We start from the raw sequence: 15,477 nt of genomic DNA on the forward strand, positions 1-15,477 counted from the left end.
CGACGACTGGCGGAGGGCTGATCAGGCGATCAATGCGGCGGGTAGTTGGAAAGCACCTTGGTCACCGTGGCACGAATAGCGGCACTGCGGTCTCGGGGTTCAGGCGAGCTGGCGAGGATCTGCTCATCGCTGCCACGCCACACCAGCTTGCCGTCCTTGCCGTCGAGCAAGTCAATCTGGATGGTCGCGACCTTGTAGGTGATGTTGCGGGTTTCGTTATACATCGGCGCGCCCCAGTAACCATTCCACGGGCCGCCCCAGGCGCCGCCGTAATTGGTGGTGACTTGTTGCTGGCGGTCTTCGACGATCAGGTAGGTCTGTACATTCAGGTCAGCCTTGGTGCCCGGCGCAGCAGGACGCAGGCCACGCTGGTCGAGCTGCTCGCCCACGGCCTGGCGGATGCGCTGTTCGGTGAGGTCACTCTTGATCCGCGGGTCATCCGGGCGGTATTGCAGCGCGGGTTCTCTCCAGCTCCAGCTGCGGTAGGCGCCAAAGTCCCGGCTGGCGTCGAAATCATGGTTGACCTGGCTGGTCTGGCAACCGCCCAGCAACACAACAACAGCAAGTGCAGCAATACGACGAAGCATGGTTTTTCTCCAAAAGACAATCCGGGCCTGAGATGAGAATAGCTGCTAACTGGGTGGGTAGGCAGTCATTGCCTTTTGCATCGCCTCACGCAGCGAGTCGGCGCGCTCGCTGAGGCTGCCCTGGCTCGTGGTTTCGGCGCTGGTGCTCCATACCGGCTGGCGGGTGCGCGCGTCGAACAGGCTGATGCGTGCCACGGCCACCGTCACTTCATAAGTGCGTACCACCGGCACCGTGTTGTACATGCCGTAGCCGTTGCCATAGCGGTTATAACCGCCGTAACCATAGCCATAGTCGTCCTGGACCTGGCGCAGGCGTTTTTCCAGGCGCACGTCGGCGCTTACCAGCAGGTCGGGGGCGCGGTTGTCATGCAAGGGGCGCAGGCCGCGCTGGTCGAGGGCGCCGCTGACCGCCTCGGCAATCTGCGCCGAATCCGCCCAGGCCGAGCCCGCCGGCAGCTGGTTGTTGAGCCAGGCCCAACTGCGGTAGGCGCCGTAGTCGCGCACCGGCGCCGGGTAGGCGCTGGCATCAAAGGTGTTGGCCGCCTGGGCAGGCGCCGGCGGCATCGGGGCAGACGCCGCCACATACGGGTTGGGGCTTTGGCAACCCGCCAGGCCCAGGCCCAGCAGGATCAGTCCAAGACAGCGCTTCATTTCGACCTCCGCAGACTGGGCCGCTTAAACCGGACGGCAGATCCAGTGCAAATAACGCCCAAGTCCGGCAAAGCTTGGGTGACGACGGTGTGCGAGCTCCATCTCCAACAAATCCAGCAACTCGGCGCGGGCCTGGAATTCCACCGGCATATAGTCGTGGAACACCCGCACGCCACTTTGGGTTTCGACCTGCCACAGGCCCTCTAGTTGCGTCGCCAACTCCCGTGGGTCCAGGGGTTGTTGCGGCGTAAGGCTCTGCTTTTCGCCGGCCATGTCGTTCTTGCGCATTTTGCGGAAGTGGCCTTTGAGCAGGTTGCGGTAAATCAACGCATCGCGGTTATAGAAGGCCAGCGACAGCCAGCCACCGGGCGCGGTCAACTGGTGCAGCACCGGCAGAATCGCGTGGGGTTCGGCCAGCCATTCCAGCACGGCGTGGCACAGCACCAGGTCGTAGGGCTCGGTGAGCTGGCCGAGCAGGTCTTGCCAGGGCGCTTGAATGAAGGTGGCGGTCTGCCCGGCTTCGGCAAAACGCTGACGGGCGCCTTCGAGCATCGGCTCGGCGGGTTCGGCCAGGGTTACGTCGTGGCCGCGCTCGGCCAACCACAGCGACATATGCCCCAGCCCTGCGCCGATATCCAGTACCCGCAGCGGGCGATCCGGCAACGCTTCAATCAGATCGGCTTGCAGCACCGCCAGGCGAATCGCGCCCTTGGCGCCGCCGTAGATCTTCTCGGCAAAGCGGGTGGCCAACTGGTCGAAATGACGGTCGCTCATTTGGCAAACCGCCGTTCGCTGTCGGCCAGCTTGGCCTGTACCACCTGATCCATGTCCAACCCCAATTCGCTGCACAACAGCAGCAGATACAGCACAATGTCACCCACTTCCTGGCCGGCATGGGCGAGTTTGTCGGCGGGTAACTCGCGCGACTGGTCTTCGCTCAACCATTGGAAAATCTCCACCAGCTCGGCCATTTCGACGCTGGCGGCCATCGCCAGGTTCTTGGGGCTGTGGAACTGCTTCCAGTCGTTGGTATCGCGGATGCGGTGCAGGCGTTCGGTGAGGTGGTCGAGATTCATGGGGCGCTCCTGAAGGCGTATAGCTTCGGGCGCAAGCCGCGCGAAGGCAAGTGAATCCCTGCGGCCCGTAAACCTCTATGCTAGAAGGGAACTAGCTTGGGCCAATAACGAACAAAGGCTCAGGTTCGGCAGCTACGCCCACCGTTTTATCAGGACACACACATGCAAACAGACTTTTTCGGATGGCTGGGTCTCAAGATCGGCCAAATCATCCACTTTATCGTCGAGTTGTTCAGCGGGCTGTTCAATACCCTGTCCCACGCGGGCGGCGACTTTGTCGACGGGCTGTCCAGATCCTTGGGGATGGACACCTCGATCATCAGCATCCTCATGCTGATTATCGGCTTGATGCTGTTGTACTCGGCGGTGCGCGCGTTTATGCGGGCTTCGATCATCATGGGGATTATCTGGTTGATGCTCGGGCTGTGGGTGCTCAGCTGGGTGGTGCATTAATAAAGGGCCAGCAGGGTAAATCCCTTTAATTTGAGGGACGTTTCCGAGACAATCTTTCGGCCTTGTGCCTGTTGGGATGGGTGGCTAGTCTTCGGCCCTTCACTGCATATCAGTGATCGGGTTTAGTCGCCCGGAATTAGTGAGCGCAAGTTGTCGCCATGCTTCATGGCTGCTGTGCGCAGGGCACCTTCGGGTGCGCCGGGTTCCACTAGCCGGTCGACTAACCTGCGTACAGCCGCCACCCTCGTTTAGTCGCGCGGGTGTCAGCTCCTTACCTACTAGTGGAGTTACACCATGCATAAGCCTGTTCCCGACCCACCCGGCGACCTCCTCAACGACCGCGCCGCCTTCAATCGCGCGCTCGAACATTACCTGCCATCCCAAGGCTTCCACACCATCAACGAAGACCTGAGCTTCGAAGATTCCCTGCTCTACACCGCCAGCCTGCTCAGCAGTGCCTCGGCGACTGCGCTTGATTGCGGCGAACTGCTGGAAAGCCCGCAGCGCGCGAAGATCCTGGCGGTGTGGCACTTGCTGGAAATTGCCAAGACCACCGTCGACCGCTCCATCGAATGCCTGCACCCGCGCAAAACCTGACACTACGCGGTCAAAAATGTGGGAGCGGGCTTGCTCGCGAAAGCGGTGGATCAGCCAATACATCCGGCGACTGACACACCGCTTTCGCGAGCAAGCCCGCTCCCACATTGGCCCTGCGGCGTAGCTAATGGACAGTTACACTACCGCTCCCCAAAGGAGCCCGCATGACTTCCCTGCTAACCGACTGGCGCGACCGCCCCACCCACCGCCGCGTGTGGGCCCTCGCCGCGCCGATGATTTTGTCGAACATCTCCGTACCACTGGTGGCGCTGGTGGACAGCATGGTCATCGGCCACCTGCCCCACGCCCACCAACTCGGCGCCGTGGCCGTTGGCGCCAGCCTGTACACCTTCCTCGCCTGGGCCATGGGTTTCCTGCGCATGGGCTCCACCGGCTTTGCCGCCCAGGCCGCCGGGCGCGGTGACGGGGCCGCGCTGCGGCAGATTCTGTTGCAGGGGCTGTTGCTGGCGCTGGGCCTGGCCATAGTGCTCGGCAGCATCGGCATTCCGTTAAGCGGCCTGGTGCTGGACTGGATGCAGCCCTCGCCCGAGCTGAACCAACTGACACGCGAATTCTTCCACACCCGCCTCTTCGGCCTGCCCGCCGCTCTGGCCAGCTACGCGCTGGTGGGCTGGTTCCTCGGCACCCAGAACGCCCGTGCGCCGCTGGCGATTCTGCTGACCACCAACCTCGTGAACATCGCGCTCAACCTGTGGTTCGTGCTGGGTCTGGATTGGGGTGTGGTCGGCTCGGCCCGCGCCTCGGTGATCGCCGAATGGACCGGCGCCCTCCTCGGCCTGGCCCTCACCCAAAAAGCCCTGCGCGCCTACCCTGGCCATATCGCCTGGGCGGCACTCAAGCTGTGGCAAAGCTGGCGCCCGCTGCTGGCGGTGAACCGCGATATCTTCATCCGCAGCCTGGCCCTGCAATCGGTGTTTTTCATGATCACCGTGCAAGGCGCTCGCTTGGGGGATGCCACGGTGGCGGCGAATGCGCTGCTGCTCAATGGTCTGTTGCTGACGGCCCACGCCCTGGACGGACTGGCCCACGCCGTGGAAGCCTTGTGCGGCCACGCCATCGGCGCCCACGACCGCCAGGCCTTGCGCCGCTCGCTGGTGGTGGCCTGTGGTTGGTCGTTGCTGGCGAGTATCGGCTTCGCGATCCTGTTCGCCGTGTTCGGCCACCTGTTTATCGCCATGCAAACCGATATCCCGAGCGTGCGCGAAACCGCCGACATCTACCTGCCCTACCTCGCCGTACTGCCGTTGATCGCCGTATGGAGCTACCTGCTGGACGGCCTGTTCATCGGCGCCACCCGCGCCCGGGAAATGCGCAACGGCATGCTGCTGACGGTGGTGATTGTGCTGCCCTTCGCCTGGGCCTTGCAGGGCCTTGGCAACCACGGATTGTGGATAACCTTCCTGTTGTTCATGGCCCTGCGCAGCCTGACGCTGTGGGCAATTGCCTGGCGCCTGAACAAGCAGGACCGCTGGCTTACTGGCCCGGCGTGAACGTGATAAACGCCGTGACCCGGTCCAGCACGGGCGCCAGCCAGCGCAGCGGCCGGGACATCGACGCCACCAATGTGGCGTGGCTGGTCTTGGTGAAGTAGAACTCCTCCACCGGCACACCCGCCGCTCGCAGCTTTTTCGCCAACCCGCCGGTGTTGCGCTTGGGGTTGACCAGGTTGTCGTCCACCGAAGCAATCAACAGGCTGGGGGGCGCGCTTTGGCTGACGTGGTTGATGGGTTGGGAATCGGGCGGCGAGTCCGGGTAGAAGAACACCGGCCGCACATCGCGGTTTTCAATCGGCAGGAAATCATACGGCCCGGCGAGGCCGATCCATCCCTTGAAGACTGACGGCGACAGGCCAACCCCGGCCAGCCACTGCGGGTCCAGCGCCAGCATTGCGGCGTTGTAGGCACCGGAACTGTGGCCCATCACATACAGCTTGCGGGGATCGCCGCCGTATTCGGCACTGTGCTGATACGCCCACGCGACTGCTTGGGCGCCGTCCTGCAAAAACAGTGGGTAGCGCACTTGCGGGTAAAGCCGGTAGTCGGCGATCACCACCACGATGCCGCGCGAAGCCAGGGCTTCGCCGACGAAACCGTAGTCATCCCTTGAGCCGCTGTTCCAGCTGCCGCCATAGAAAAACACCACGACGGGCGCGTCGGGCAAGGCGGTGACGGGGCGGTAGATATCGAGTTTCTGGCGGGGGTCATCGCCGTAGGCGATGGCGGATGTTTTGGTGAAGGTGCTGGTGGGGGTGAGTGCGTTGAGCACTTTGATCGGGGAGCAGGCTGCGAGCAGCGTCGCGATGGCCAGAGTGAACACTTGCAGGAGTTTTTTCGACATTATTCAGGCCCTATAAAAACTGCAGGACTTGCGGCGATCCAAATGTGGGAGCGGGCTTGCTCGCGAAGGCGGTGTATCAGTCTGCACATGTATCGACTGACACACCGCCTTCGCGAGCAAGCCCGCTCCCACACTGGATCTCTGTCACATTGAGATCTTTGTCAGCCTGGGAGCGGTGTCCTTACGAGGACAGGTACGACGAACGCGTCAAACCAAGACGCAACGCATCCAGGAACTGAGTCCGCTCCGCCGCCGTGATCTTCGCGCTGGCGCACTTGTCACGGTAGTGAGTCATCAACTCCTCCGGCGACAAGTGCACGTAGCGCAGCATGTCTTCGATGGTGTCGTGGGTCTCGATCCCGGCGCTGTACACCGAACCGTCGTCACGCTGGTAGATGTTCACCGAGTCGGTGTCACCGAACAGGTTGTGCATGTCGCCGAGAATTTCCTGGTAGGCACCCACCAGGAAGATCCCCAGCAGGTAGTCCTCGCCTTCTTTCACAGCGTGCACCGGCAAGCTGGTCTCGATGCTTTGCTCATCCACGTACTGCTTGATCTTGCCGTCGGAGTCGCAGGTCAAATCCTGCAGCACCGCACGGCGCAACGGTTCTTCGTCGAGGCGATGCAGCGGCAATATCGGCAGCACCTGGCCGATGGCCCAGGTGTCCGGCAGGCTCTGGAAGACCGAGAAGTTGCAGATGTACTTGTCGGCCAGCTTGTCGTTGAGTTCGTCCAGCACCTGGCGGTGGGAACGCTGGCGGGCTTTCAGCGAGTCGTGCAGGCGGCGGCAGACGGCGAAGTAGCACTGCTCGGCCAGGGCTTTCTCGGCCAGGGTGATCTTGCCGTCGGCGTACTGGGTTGCCACGTCGCTCATGTAGTGAGTGGCGCGCCAGTAGGTTTCGGTGACCATTTCAATGTCGGTCGGGCCCAGCAGGTCCACCAGCCATTGCACGGTTTCCGGCAGGCTTTCCTTGTTCTCGATCAGCGGCACGTCGTCGTTGTGCTTCTCGACGTCGGTAACTTGCACCACCAGCATGGCGTGGTGGGCGGTCAGGGAACGGCCGCTCTCGGAGAAGATGTTCGGGTGCGGCAGGCTCTGCGCGTCGCAGAATTCCTTGAGCATGCCCACAACCACGCCGGCGTAGTCGTCCATGTCGTAGTTGATCGAGCTGGCGTTACGCGAGTGGGTACCGTCGTAGTCCACGCCCAGGCCGCCGCCCACATCGATGTGGTCTACCGGCAGGCCGAGGTTGCGCAGTTCGCCGTAGTAACGAATGGCTTCCTTGAACCCGTGCTGGTAGTCGGCCAGGTTGGCGATCTGCGAACCCATGTGGAAGTGCAGCAGGCGGATGCCCTGGTCCAGGCCCGCCGCGCGGAAGCGCTCGACCACCGACAACAATTGCGCCGCCGACAGACCGAATTTGGATTTCTCGCCACCGGTGTCTGCCCACTTGCTCGACGCCAGGGACGACAGGCGCACCCGCAGGCCCACCTGTGGCTTGACCTTGAGGTTGGCGGCTTCTTCGATCACCAGGCCGACTTCGGATTCTTTCTCGATCACGATGAACACGTTGTGGCCCAGCTTCTGACCCATCAGCGCGAGGCGGATGAACTCACGGTCCTTGTAACCGTTGCAGACGATGGTGCCGCCTTTCGGCGCCAGGGCCAGCACGGCCAGCAGCTCGGGCTTGGAGCCGGCTTCCAGGCCAATGGACACGTCCTGGGTGGCGATGATGTTCTCGATCACCGCTTCCTGCTGGTTCACCTTGATCGGGTACAGCGCGGTGTATTTGCTCTGGTATTCCAGGCGCTCGATATTGGAGTCGAACGCGCCGGTCAGCTGGCGCACGCGGTCTTGCAGGATGTCGGGGAAGCGCACCAGCAACGGCAGGGACAGGCCGCTTTTGCGCAGCTCGTCGACTTGCTCGTACAGGTCCACAGGCGTGCTGTTCGGGCCGTTCGGACGGACTTCAACGCGACCGGCATCATTGATCGCGAAATACCCGGCCCCCCAATGGCGAATCCCGTAAACACTGCGGCTGTCCGCAACTGTCCATTGGCTGCCATCGTCTTTGCGTGTGCGTCGTACGGACATCGAAGTCCCCTATAAATGAAGTCGAAGTGCACCGGCCTGATCAGAGGCTGGCGCAGTCTAAAGAATGAAAATGACGATTTGCCTGTGAGAGGGGTAGACCCCACTTGCAGGACAGAGTTTAGACACCGGTCAGGAACAGGCTCTGTGAAAACCATGGGGACGACAGTTCGCGTTCAGCCAGCGGGCTATCGGGGTGGTTTTCACAGAGGCTGCTAGCCGCCGGATTTCTTCGCCTTGTAACCCAGCTTGATCAGCTCGGCCAACAGCAACTCGACGTGGTCGCCCTGGATCTCGATCACGCCGTCTTTCAGGGCGCCACCGGTGCCACAGCGCTTTTTCAACGTGGTGGCCAGTTCCTTCAAGGCTTCTTCGGCCAGGGGCACGCCAGTGATGGTGGTCACTGTCTTGCCGCCACGGCCCTTGCTCTCGCGACGAACGCGGGCAATACCATCGCCTTCGGGAATCAGGGTTGTTTTGCAGGTACAAGCGTCCACGGGCTGGCGACAGTCCGGGCAGTGTCGACCTGCGTCGGTGGAAAATACCAGGCCACCAAGGGCGGCGAAGGATGCGGCTTTTTTGGCCACCGGCAATCCTCTTGGGAGGACAAAGACTGATCGATGGGATCATCGACCGCGAAGCCCCACTCAGGCAGGGGCAGCGCTACTGAGCCGCCGATGTTCAAACCACTGTAGGAGCGAGCTTGCTCGCGAAGGTCGTCAACGATAACGCGGGCCTTCAGACAGCACGCGTCGTGCTTACGTTTTTCGCGAGCAAGCTCGCTTCTACAGGGTGGAACAACAGCGGTTCAGCCTGAAAAGTCGCGCAGTGTAACGGCAAAAAGGCCCCTTGCTAAGAGCCAAATCGCGCCAATTTATGCAACTTTAGCGACGCAGGGCCAAATAACGACGCAACCCTTCCTGGGCATCCGGGCAATAGGGCTTTTGCTCGGCCTCCTGAAGCACCGTCGCCAGGGGCAGAAAGCGCGCTTCCATGACTTCTTCCGGCTGGATTCGCAGCGGCCCGTCCCACACGGCCGAGAACGAGGTGCACCAGAGCCGGCTGTCGCCGTCTTCGAAGTAGAAGTGATCGTGGGCGGTCAGTTCGACGCCGCTGACGCCCAACTCTTCTTCCAGCTCACGGGCCGCCGATTCGGCATAGGACTCGTGGGCCGCCACCATTCCGCCCGCCGCCGTGTCCCAGAAACCCGGGTACATGGCTTTGCTCAGGGTGCGCCGGTGCACACACAGCTCACCGGCCGAGTTGAACAGGAAAATAAAGGTGCAGCGCCCGATCAGCCCGCGCCGGCGCAGATCGGAACGTACGAGGCTGCCGAGCAGGTTGTCCTGCTCGTCGACCCAGGCAATCAGTTCGGCGTCGGAGGCGGCGCGGTGCGCTGCCTCCCTGGTGGAAGCGTCCATCATCAACCCTGGTTCAGGAGCTGACGCAGGTCGATCACTGCAGCGTTGGCCCGGGAAATATAGTTGGCCATGACCAGCGAATGGTTGGCCAGGATGCCAAAGCCACTGCCGTTGAGAATCATCGGGCTCCATACCGGCTCTTGCGAAGCTTCCAGCTCACGAATGATCTGGCGCACGCTGACGGTGGCGTTCTTCTTGGCCAGCACATCGGCGAAGTCGACTTCAATGGCGCGCAGCAGGTGCGACAGGGCCCAGGCCTGGCCGCGGGCTTCGTAGAACACGTTGTCGATCTGCATCCATGGGGTTTCCACCACTTCTTCGTCGACCTGCGGCACTTCACCCGGCGCCAGCGCTTCGGTTTTCAGCGCGGTGTTGAGCTTGACCCGGCCCACGCTGGCCGACAGCCGTTGCGACAGCGAGCCCAGGCGGGTCGCCACATCACCCAGCCAGTTGTTGAGGTTGTCGGCACGTGCATAGAACAGCGCGCCTTTTTGATTCGGGTCGGACAAGCGCGCTTCGTAGCGGCTCAGGGAATTGATGCCTTCCTGGTATTCCGACTCGCTGGACGGCAGCACCCAGCTCTTGTTGTCGAAGTTGAAGCGCGGTTCGGCCTTGGCCAGGTCTGCGTCTTCCGCCGACTGCGACTGGGAGCGGGCGAAGTCCTTGCGCAGGGCACGGGTCAGGTCACGCACCTGCACCAGTACGCCGTATTCCCAGCTCGGCATGTTGTCCATCCACAGGCCCGGCGGGAAACGGTCGTTGGAAATGTAGCCACCCGGCTTGTTCAGCAGGGTGCCCACCACCGTCTTGAGGGTTTCGACGGTGGTAAAGCCCACCACCATCTGCTTGCCATCCTTCTCGGCGGCAATTTGCGCATTCTGCTGGACCGGGAACAACGCAGGCTCTTCGCTCCAGTACCAACCCAGGGCACCGGTGACCAACAGGTACAACGCAACCAGCGAGAGCAACGCGCGGCTCATCAGCAGGTTACGGAAATAGCTGCGGGGGGCCGACTTGGTTTCAGGGGCCGGGCCCTTTGCACTGCCTGCACGGTTTTTCCAGTCCAGCATGGCGATATCCTTTCAATCACTTGAGTTCAATAGCTACGACCACAACCCTGCCCCATCGTGCCGAGCAGTGCGGCGCTTTTAGCCAGGGTGGCGCGAGTACGCGGTTCGACTATAAAGGATGCACGCTGTTTACGCCCGCGCGACTGCATGGTCGATAAATGAATCTCTGCGACCTTGCAGTTAATTGACGTATGACACTCGTGCAACGGAAAAGAGGTGCTAGCATAGAGCCATCAGTTCGACCTCAGCATGCAGCCTAACTAGTAGTCAGGATATGACCGAGCCAGAAGACCCCAGCCGTGAGCGTCTCAAGCACCATTTTGCCCAGCGGGTAATTCATCAGGCACGTCAAATTCTTGAGATCTGGCAGCGCCTGCAACGCAGCGAATGGTCGACCACTGACCTGTCAGAGCTCAGTGAGGCCAACCTGCGCCTGCTGCGTTTTGCCGAACGCTTTGAGCAGCCGGAACACGGCCAGTTGGCGCACCAGATCGGCGCTTCACTCAAGGCGGTGGATGACAACCGCGGCCGTCTGAGCAGCCACCTGATCACCGAACTCAACCGTTTGATGCAGCGCCTGTCGCGCACCGGGCTGCGCCAGGGCGACCAGCTGGAACAAACCCTGCTGCCGCCGATGCGCAAGCCGATCTACGTGATGCTGGCCGATCACGACCGCGCCGACCGCCTGGCCAAGCAGCTGGAATTTTTCGGCTTGAGCGCCCAGTCCCTCGACAGCGTGGCGGCGTTTCGCTCATCCATGGCCGAGCGCTTGCCGGCGGCCATTGTGATGGATGTGGATTTCTGCGGCGCCGGCCTCGGCCTGAAGCTCGCCGCCGAAGCCCAGGAAGGCCTGGAGCAAAAGCTGCCACTGCTGTTTTTCAGCCTGCACGAAACCGACACCCCCACCCGCCTGGCCGCCGTGCGCGCCGGCGGCCAGGAGTTCCTCACCGGCACCCTGGAGGCGTCGAGCCTGCTGGAAAAAATCGAAGTGCTGACCTGCGTCGCCCAGTACGAACCTTATAAAGTGCTGATCATCGACGACTCGCGGGCCCAGGCGATGCACACCGAGCGCCTGCTCAACAGCGCCGGCATCGTCACCCGCACATTGATCGAACCGATCCAGGCCATGGCCGAGCTGGCGGACTTCCAGCCCGACCTGATCATCCTCGACATGTATATGCCGGCCTGCACCGGTACCGAGCTGGCCAAGGTGATCCGTCACAATGACCGCTACGTCAGCGTACCGATCATCTACCTCTCGGCCGAAGACGACCTGGACAAGCAACTGGACGCCATGAGCGAAGGCGGCGACGACTTCCTCACCAAACCGATCAAGCCCCGGCACCTGATCACCACCGTACGCAACCGCGCCGCGCGGGCACGCAACCTCAAGGCGCGGATGGTACGCGACAGCCTCACCGGGCTGTACAACCACACCCACATCCTGCAACTGCTCGAAGACTGCAGCTTCCGCGCGCGCCGCGAGAGCAAGCCGCTGAGTTTTGCGATGCTCGACATCGACCACTTCAAGCGGGTCAACGACAGCCACGGCCACCCCATGGGCGACCGGGTGATCAAGAGCCTCGCGCTGTTTCTCAAGCAGCGCCTGCGCAAGACCGACTATATAGGCCGTTACGGTGGCGAAGAATTTGCCATCGTGATGCCCGACACCGACCTCGACAGGGCTTGCCAAGTACTTGACGAGATTCGCGGGCGCTTTGCCGAGATTCACTATCCCGCCCAGCCCCAGGATTTGTGGTGCACGTTCAGTGCCGGCGTGGTGGAGCTCTGCGACGGCTCCGACAGCCTGATGATGGCGGCCCAGGCCGACGAGGCGCTGTACCGCGCCAAGGATGCCGGGCGTAACCGGGTGATGTCCGCGCGCGCATCAAAGCAAAGTGCCACCTTTTCACCGGAATCCACCGAATCCGTCATAACTCTGTAATGGAAACGCAATAACTTCAGGCACTTACTTCTGCTGTCGGTTGAAACCACGCATGCGCCTGAAGCTGCTGACGAATCTGAACACCCTCCTTCTGGTCGCCGTTTGCCTGGCCCTGGGCGCTACGCTCTGGTGGTCGCAACGTGCCCTGGAACGGCCTTACCTGCTGATGGAGCGCTACCTTGGCCTGTCGCAGACGTTCCAGAACCAGGCCGCGCGCAATATCGACGATTACCTCGCCAGCGGCGACGCCCTGCGCCTGAGCAGCGCCAGCCAGAGCCTGGAAAACCTGTTGCAGCAGCTGGATGAGTTACCCGCAGAGCTGGCGCAAAACCTGCGTCCCAGCCTTGCCGACCTGGACACCTTCGGCAAGACCGACCTGCTGGCCGCCGGTAAGCTGGCCGGCGACCCGCAAGCCCTGTTGCTGCAAGCCGAACGCGAACTCGGTGCCAACCTGGAGCAACTGAACCAGTACGCCAGCGGCGTCAGTACGCCCGAGGCGGCGCGCTATCTGCCGCCGTTGCTCGCTGCGTCCCAGCACCTGGCGAAACTCTCCCTGGCCCGGGACAAGCTGGTGAGCAGCGGGCGCAGCGAACTGGCCGACGATGTGGAGCGCGAAGTCAGTAATATCCGCAGCCAGGCTGACGTGCTGGGGCAGCTGCCATTACTGGGGGTGACCGCCAGCAGCGAGTCCAGTACCGACGATTTCTCGGCCATGATGGGCCTGGAAAACACTGAAAAAACCGTGGCCCAGGACACCGGCGTCGACCTCAAGCGCGAACTCAACAGCCTGCTGACCCGCTACCCCGCCGAGCTGAAACGCACCCGCGAACAAATCCAGCAACGCACCGAACTGGCCACCGCCACCCACCTGAAAATCAACGCCGTGCAGCAAGCCATCGCCGGGCTGGAGCCTGTGGTGCGCGCCCAGCACGCGCAGATCCAGGGCGAAGTGCGGCTGATGCAAGGCGTGATGATCGGCCTGATTCTGCTGATCGCCCTCTTGATCGACACCTTGCAGCGGCGCCTGGCGCGGGTGCTGACCAACCTGGCGCCGGCCTTGTCCACCTGGGCCGAAGGTGACTTCAGCCAACACATTGCCCTGGGCAAGACCAACCGCGAACTGCACGATATCGAAGAGTCCCTGAACCGCCTGCGCGCCTACCTGGTGGACCTGGTGGGCACCATCAGAGGCAACGCCGAGCAAGTGGCCGGCAGCAGCAGCGCGCTGGCGGAGTTGAGCAGCGGCATGCACGACGGGGCCGAGCGCCAGGCCGGTGATACCGCGCAGATTCGCGATTCCCTGGGCGAACTGGAAGCGACTATCCAGCAGGTTGCCGGCGACGCCAGCCAGGCTGCCGAGGCCAGCCGCAGCGCGGGCCAGGCCGTCGAGCAGGGCCAACGGGTGATCGGCCTGAGCCTGACCGGGTTGCACGCATTGGTCGGCGAAGTGCAGATAAATGCGCAGATGATCGAGAAACTCGCCGAAGAGTCCGCGACCATCGGCGGCGTACTCACGGTGATTCGCTCGATTGCCGACCAGACCAACCTGCTGGCGCTGAACGCCGCCATCGAAGCCGCCCGGGCCGGTGAAGCTGGGCGCGGGTTCGCCGTGGTGGCCGATGAGGTGCGCTCCCTGGCCCAGCGCACCGCTGGCGCCACCGCCGAAATCCAGCATCTGATCGCCGGCCTGCAAACCGCCGCCCGGCAATCGGTGGAAGGCATGCGCGCCCAGGTCGAACACGCCGAAGCCACTGCCGAACAAGCCCAGGCGGCTGACGGCGCGCTGGATGAAATCGTCGGGGCGATCCAGACCATTTCCGACACCGCCGTGCGGATCGCCGATGTGACGGCCCAGCAAAGTGGCGCCGTGAGTGAAATCCGCGATAACAGCGAGCGGATTCACCAGCTGGGCGAGGACAACTTGCTGCGAATTGGCCAGGGACGCCGCCAGGGCGAGCACTTATTGGTACTAGGCGGGCAACTCAACACCGCCGTGCAGGCATTCCGCGTCTGACCGGCTCTCCCGTCTTGTGAAGATCAAAATGTGGGAGCGGGCTTGCTCGCGAAGGCGGCGCACCCGTCAACGCATGTGGCGGCTGAACCACCGCCATCGCAGGCAAGCCAGCTCCCACACTGACCGGATTCAGCCTTGCGGTCACATATTTTGCGCAATCCTCGCTAATCGTGCTGCCTACTGCATAGAACTGGACAGTCACAAAGCCTTTGCGGCATAGTCGCCGGGTTCTACCGTGCCCACATCAATAACAAGGAACAGCCGATGGCGACCTTACTGGTTCTTCACGGACCCAACCTGAACCTGCTCGGCACCCGCGAACCGGGCGTCTACGGGGCAGTGACCCTCGAACAGATCAACCTCGATCTGGAACGACGGGCACGTGATGCCGGCCACCATTTGCTCTACCTGCAAAGCAATGCCGAGTACGAACTGATTGATCGCATCCATGCCGCGCGCAGCGAAGGCGTGGACTTTATCCTGATCAATCCCGCCGCTTTTACGCACACAAGCGTTGCATTACGTGACGCGCTGCTGGCGGTGAGCATCCCATTCATCGAAGTGCATTTATCGAACGTGCACAAACGCGAACCTTTCCGCCATCACTCTTACTTCTCCGACGTTGCGGTAGGAGTGATCTGCGGCCTTGGCGCCAGCGGTTACCGACTGGCCCTGGAGGCCGCCCTGGAACAGCTTGAAGACACGGCCAAGCGCCCCTGACCGACCCTTTGGGAGTTGATGATTCATGGATATCCGTAAAGTTAAGAAACTGATCGAACTGCTGGAAGAATCCGGTATCGACGAGCTGGAGATCAAGGAAGGCGAGGAATCCGTACGGATCAGCCGTCACAGCAAGACCCCGGCCCAACAGTTCTACGCACCACAGATGCAAGCGCCGGCTCCGGCCGCTGCACCCGTGGCGGCTGCTCCGGTCGCGGCTGCTGCCGAAGCTCCGGCTGCTCCAAAACTGAACGGTTTCGTGGTCAAGTCGCCAATGGTCGGTACCTTCTACCGCACCCCGGCACCGACCTCGCCAGCCTTCGTTGAAGTCGGCGCAACCGTGAAAGTGGGCGACACCATCTGCATCGTTGAAGCGATGAAGATGATGAACCACATCACGGCGGAAAAAGCCGGCGTCATCGAATCCATCCTGGTAGAAAACGGTCAGCCGGTTGAGTACGACCAGCCGCTGTTCACCATCGTTTGAACCGCG

Annotated in this window: 15 protein-coding genes and 1 pseudogene; 7 read left to right on the plus strand and 9 right to left on the minus strand. The window is 62.2% G+C overall.

Annotation, left to right across the window (positions count from 1 at the left end):
• Positions 1-29: 29 nt before the first annotated feature.
• From A462_RS03125 to A462_RS03110, 4 genes are read right to left on the minus strand one after another with little or no spacing between them, the layout of a single operon-like run.
• The gene (locus tag A462_RS03125) at positions 30-587 is read right to left on the minus strand and encodes a DUF4136 domain-containing protein (RefSeq protein WP_008439010.1); all 558 of its coding nucleotides are present in this window, start codon (positions 585-587) and stop codon (positions 30-32) included.
• Positions 588-632: 45 nt separating this feature from the next.
• Positions 633-1,238 carry a DUF4136 domain-containing protein gene (locus tag A462_RS03120; RefSeq protein WP_008439011.1) on the minus strand — a complete coding sequence of 202 codons (606 nt, stop codon included), beginning with the start codon at positions 1,236-1,238 and terminating at the stop codon, positions 633-635.
• A gap of 24 nt (positions 1,239-1,262) precedes the next feature.
• On the minus strand, positions 1,263-2,012 hold the full coding sequence (locus A462_RS03115; RefSeq protein ID WP_003212930.1) for a methyltransferase domain-containing protein: 750 nt from the start codon (positions 2,010-2,012) through the stop codon (positions 1,263-1,265).
• Complete coding sequence (locus A462_RS03110; RefSeq protein WP_008439012.1) at positions 2,009-2,314, minus strand: MazG-like family protein; 306 nt, start codon at positions 2,312-2,314, stop codon at positions 2,009-2,011. Before A462_RS03110 ends, A462_RS03115 begins: the two co-directional genes overlap by 4 nt.
• A gap of 162 nt (positions 2,315-2,476) precedes the next feature.
• Between A462_RS03110 and A462_RS03105 the strand changes: the two genes are divergently transcribed.
• The 3 genes from A462_RS03105 to A462_RS03095 all read left to right on the plus strand — a co-directional run bounded on the left by A462_RS03105 (position 2,477) and on the right by A462_RS03095 (position 4,875).
• Positions 2,477-2,767 carry a hypothetical protein gene (locus tag A462_RS03105; RefSeq protein ID WP_003212934.1) on the plus strand — a complete coding sequence of 97 codons (291 nt, stop codon included), beginning with the start codon at positions 2,477-2,479 and terminating at the stop codon, positions 2,765-2,767.
• A gap of 294 nt (positions 2,768-3,061) precedes the next feature.
• Positions 3,062-3,364 carry a DUF6124 family protein gene (locus A462_RS03100; RefSeq protein ID WP_008439013.1) on the plus strand — a complete coding sequence of 101 codons (303 nt, stop codon included), beginning with the start codon at positions 3,062-3,064 and terminating at the stop codon, positions 3,362-3,364.
• A gap of 164 nt (positions 3,365-3,528) precedes the next feature.
• On the plus strand, positions 3,529-4,875 hold the full coding sequence (locus A462_RS03095; protein WP_003217292.1) for an MATE family efflux transporter: 1,347 nt from the start codon (positions 3,529-3,531) through the stop codon (positions 4,873-4,875).
• Here A462_RS03095 and A462_RS03090 read toward each other — a convergent pair.
• From A462_RS03090 to A462_RS03070, 5 genes are all read right to left on the minus strand, one after another.
• Entirely contained in the window at positions 4,859-5,722 is an 864-nt protein-coding gene (locus A462_RS03090; RefSeq protein WP_008439014.1) for an alpha/beta hydrolase, read from the minus strand. The genes A462_RS03095 and A462_RS03090 overlap by 17 nt on opposite strands.
• Before the next feature lie 181 nt (positions 5,723-5,903).
• Entirely contained in the window at positions 5,904-7,817 is a 1,914-nt protein-coding gene (gene speA / locus A462_RS03085; RefSeq protein ID WP_003217295.1) for an arginine decarboxylase, read from the minus strand.
• Positions 7,818-8,029: 212 nt separating this feature from the next.
• Positions 8,030-8,401: a translation initiation factor Sui1 gene (locus tag A462_RS03080; RefSeq protein WP_003217297.1), complete on the minus strand. Its 372-nt coding sequence runs from the start codon at positions 8,399-8,401 to the stop codon at positions 8,030-8,032.
• Between the two features lie 297 nt (positions 8,402-8,698).
• The gene (locus A462_RS03075; RefSeq protein ID WP_008439015.1) at positions 8,699-9,235 is read right to left on the minus strand and encodes an NUDIX hydrolase; all 537 of its coding nucleotides are present in this window, start codon (positions 9,233-9,235) and stop codon (positions 8,699-8,701) included.
• Positions 9,236-9,237: 2 nt separating this feature from the next.
• The gene (locus tag A462_RS03070; RefSeq protein ID WP_003217301.1) at positions 9,238-10,305 is read right to left on the minus strand and encodes a DUF2333 family protein; all 1,068 of its coding nucleotides are present in this window, start codon (positions 10,303-10,305) and stop codon (positions 9,238-9,240) included.
• Between the two features lie 274 nt (positions 10,306-10,579).
• Here A462_RS03070 and A462_RS03065 point away from each other — a divergent pair, with 274 nt between their 5' ends.
• The 4 genes and pseudogenes from A462_RS03065 to accB all read left to right on the plus strand — a co-directional run bounded on the left by A462_RS03065 (position 10,580) and on the right by accB (position 15,471).
• The gene (locus A462_RS03065; RefSeq protein WP_008439016.1) at positions 10,580-12,250 is read left to right on the plus strand and encodes a response regulator; all 1,671 of its coding nucleotides are present in this window, start codon (positions 10,580-10,582) and stop codon (positions 12,248-12,250) included.
• A gap of 1,519 nt (positions 12,251-13,769) precedes the next feature.
• A pseudogene (locus A462_RS35340) lies at positions 13,770-14,264 on the plus strand (methyl-accepting chemotaxis protein); the annotation flags it as partial.
• 264 nt (positions 14,265-14,528) lie between these two features.
• On the plus strand, positions 14,529-14,984 hold the full coding sequence (gene aroQ, locus A462_RS03055; protein ID WP_003217307.1) for a type II 3-dehydroquinate dehydratase: 456 nt from the start codon (positions 14,529-14,531) through the stop codon (positions 14,982-14,984).
• 25 nt (positions 14,985-15,009) lie between these two features.
• Entirely contained in the window at positions 15,010-15,471 is a 462-nt protein-coding gene (gene accB, locus A462_RS03050) for an acetyl-CoA carboxylase biotin carboxyl carrier protein (protein ID WP_003217309.1), read from the plus strand.
• The last annotated feature ends 6 nt before the right edge of the window (positions 15,472-15,477 follow it).

The organism is Pseudomonas sp. Ag1 (assembly GCF_000278565.1).
Taxonomy (GTDB): Bacteria; Pseudomonadota; Gammaproteobacteria; order Pseudomonadales; family Pseudomonadaceae; genus Aquipseudomonas.

Coding starts and splice junctions, on each gene's coding strand:
- A462_RS03125 (WP_008439010.1), bottom strand. CDS start 587: ATGCTTCGTCGTATTGCTGCACTTGCTGTTGTTGTGTTGCTGGGCGGT.
- A462_RS03120 (WP_008439011.1), bottom strand. CDS start 1,238: ATGAAGCGCTGTCTTGGACTGATCCTGCTGGGCCTGGGCCTGGCGGGT.
- A462_RS03115 (WP_003212930.1), bottom strand. CDS start 2,012: ATGAGCGACCGTCATTTCGACCAGTTGGCCACCCGCTTTGCCGAGAAG.
- A462_RS03110 (WP_008439012.1), bottom strand. CDS start 2,314: ATGAATCTCGACCACCTCACCGAACGCCTGCACCGCATCCGCGATACC.
- A462_RS03105 (WP_003212934.1), top strand. CDS start 2,477: ATGCAAACAGACTTTTTCGGATGGCTGGGTCTCAAGATCGGCCAAATC.
- A462_RS03100 (WP_008439013.1), top strand. CDS start 3,062: ATGCATAAGCCTGTTCCCGACCCACCCGGCGACCTCCTCAACGACCGC.
- A462_RS03095 (WP_003217292.1), top strand. CDS start 3,529: ATGACTTCCCTGCTAACCGACTGGCGCGACCGCCCCACCCACCGCCGC.
- A462_RS03090 (WP_008439014.1), bottom strand. CDS start 5,722: ATGTCGAAAAAACTCCTGCAAGTGTTCACTCTGGCCATCGCGACGCTG.
- speA (WP_003217295.1), bottom strand. CDS start 7,817: ATGTCCGTACGACGCACACGCAAAGACGATGGCAGCCAATGGACAGTT.
- A462_RS03075 (WP_008439015.1), bottom strand. CDS start 9,235: ATGGACGCTTCCACCAGGGAGGCAGCGCACCGCGCCGCCTCCGACGCC.
- A462_RS03070 (WP_003217301.1), bottom strand. CDS start 10,305: ATGCTGGACTGGAAAAACCGTGCAGGCAGTGCAAAGGGCCCGGCCCCT.
- A462_RS03065 (WP_008439016.1), top strand. CDS start 10,580: ATGACCGAGCCAGAAGACCCCAGCCGTGAGCGTCTCAAGCACCATTTT.
- aroQ (WP_003217307.1), top strand. CDS start 14,529: ATGGCGACCTTACTGGTTCTTCACGGACCCAACCTGAACCTGCTCGGC.
- accB (WP_003217309.1), top strand. CDS start 15,010: ATGGATATCCGTAAAGTTAAGAAACTGATCGAACTGCTGGAAGAATCC.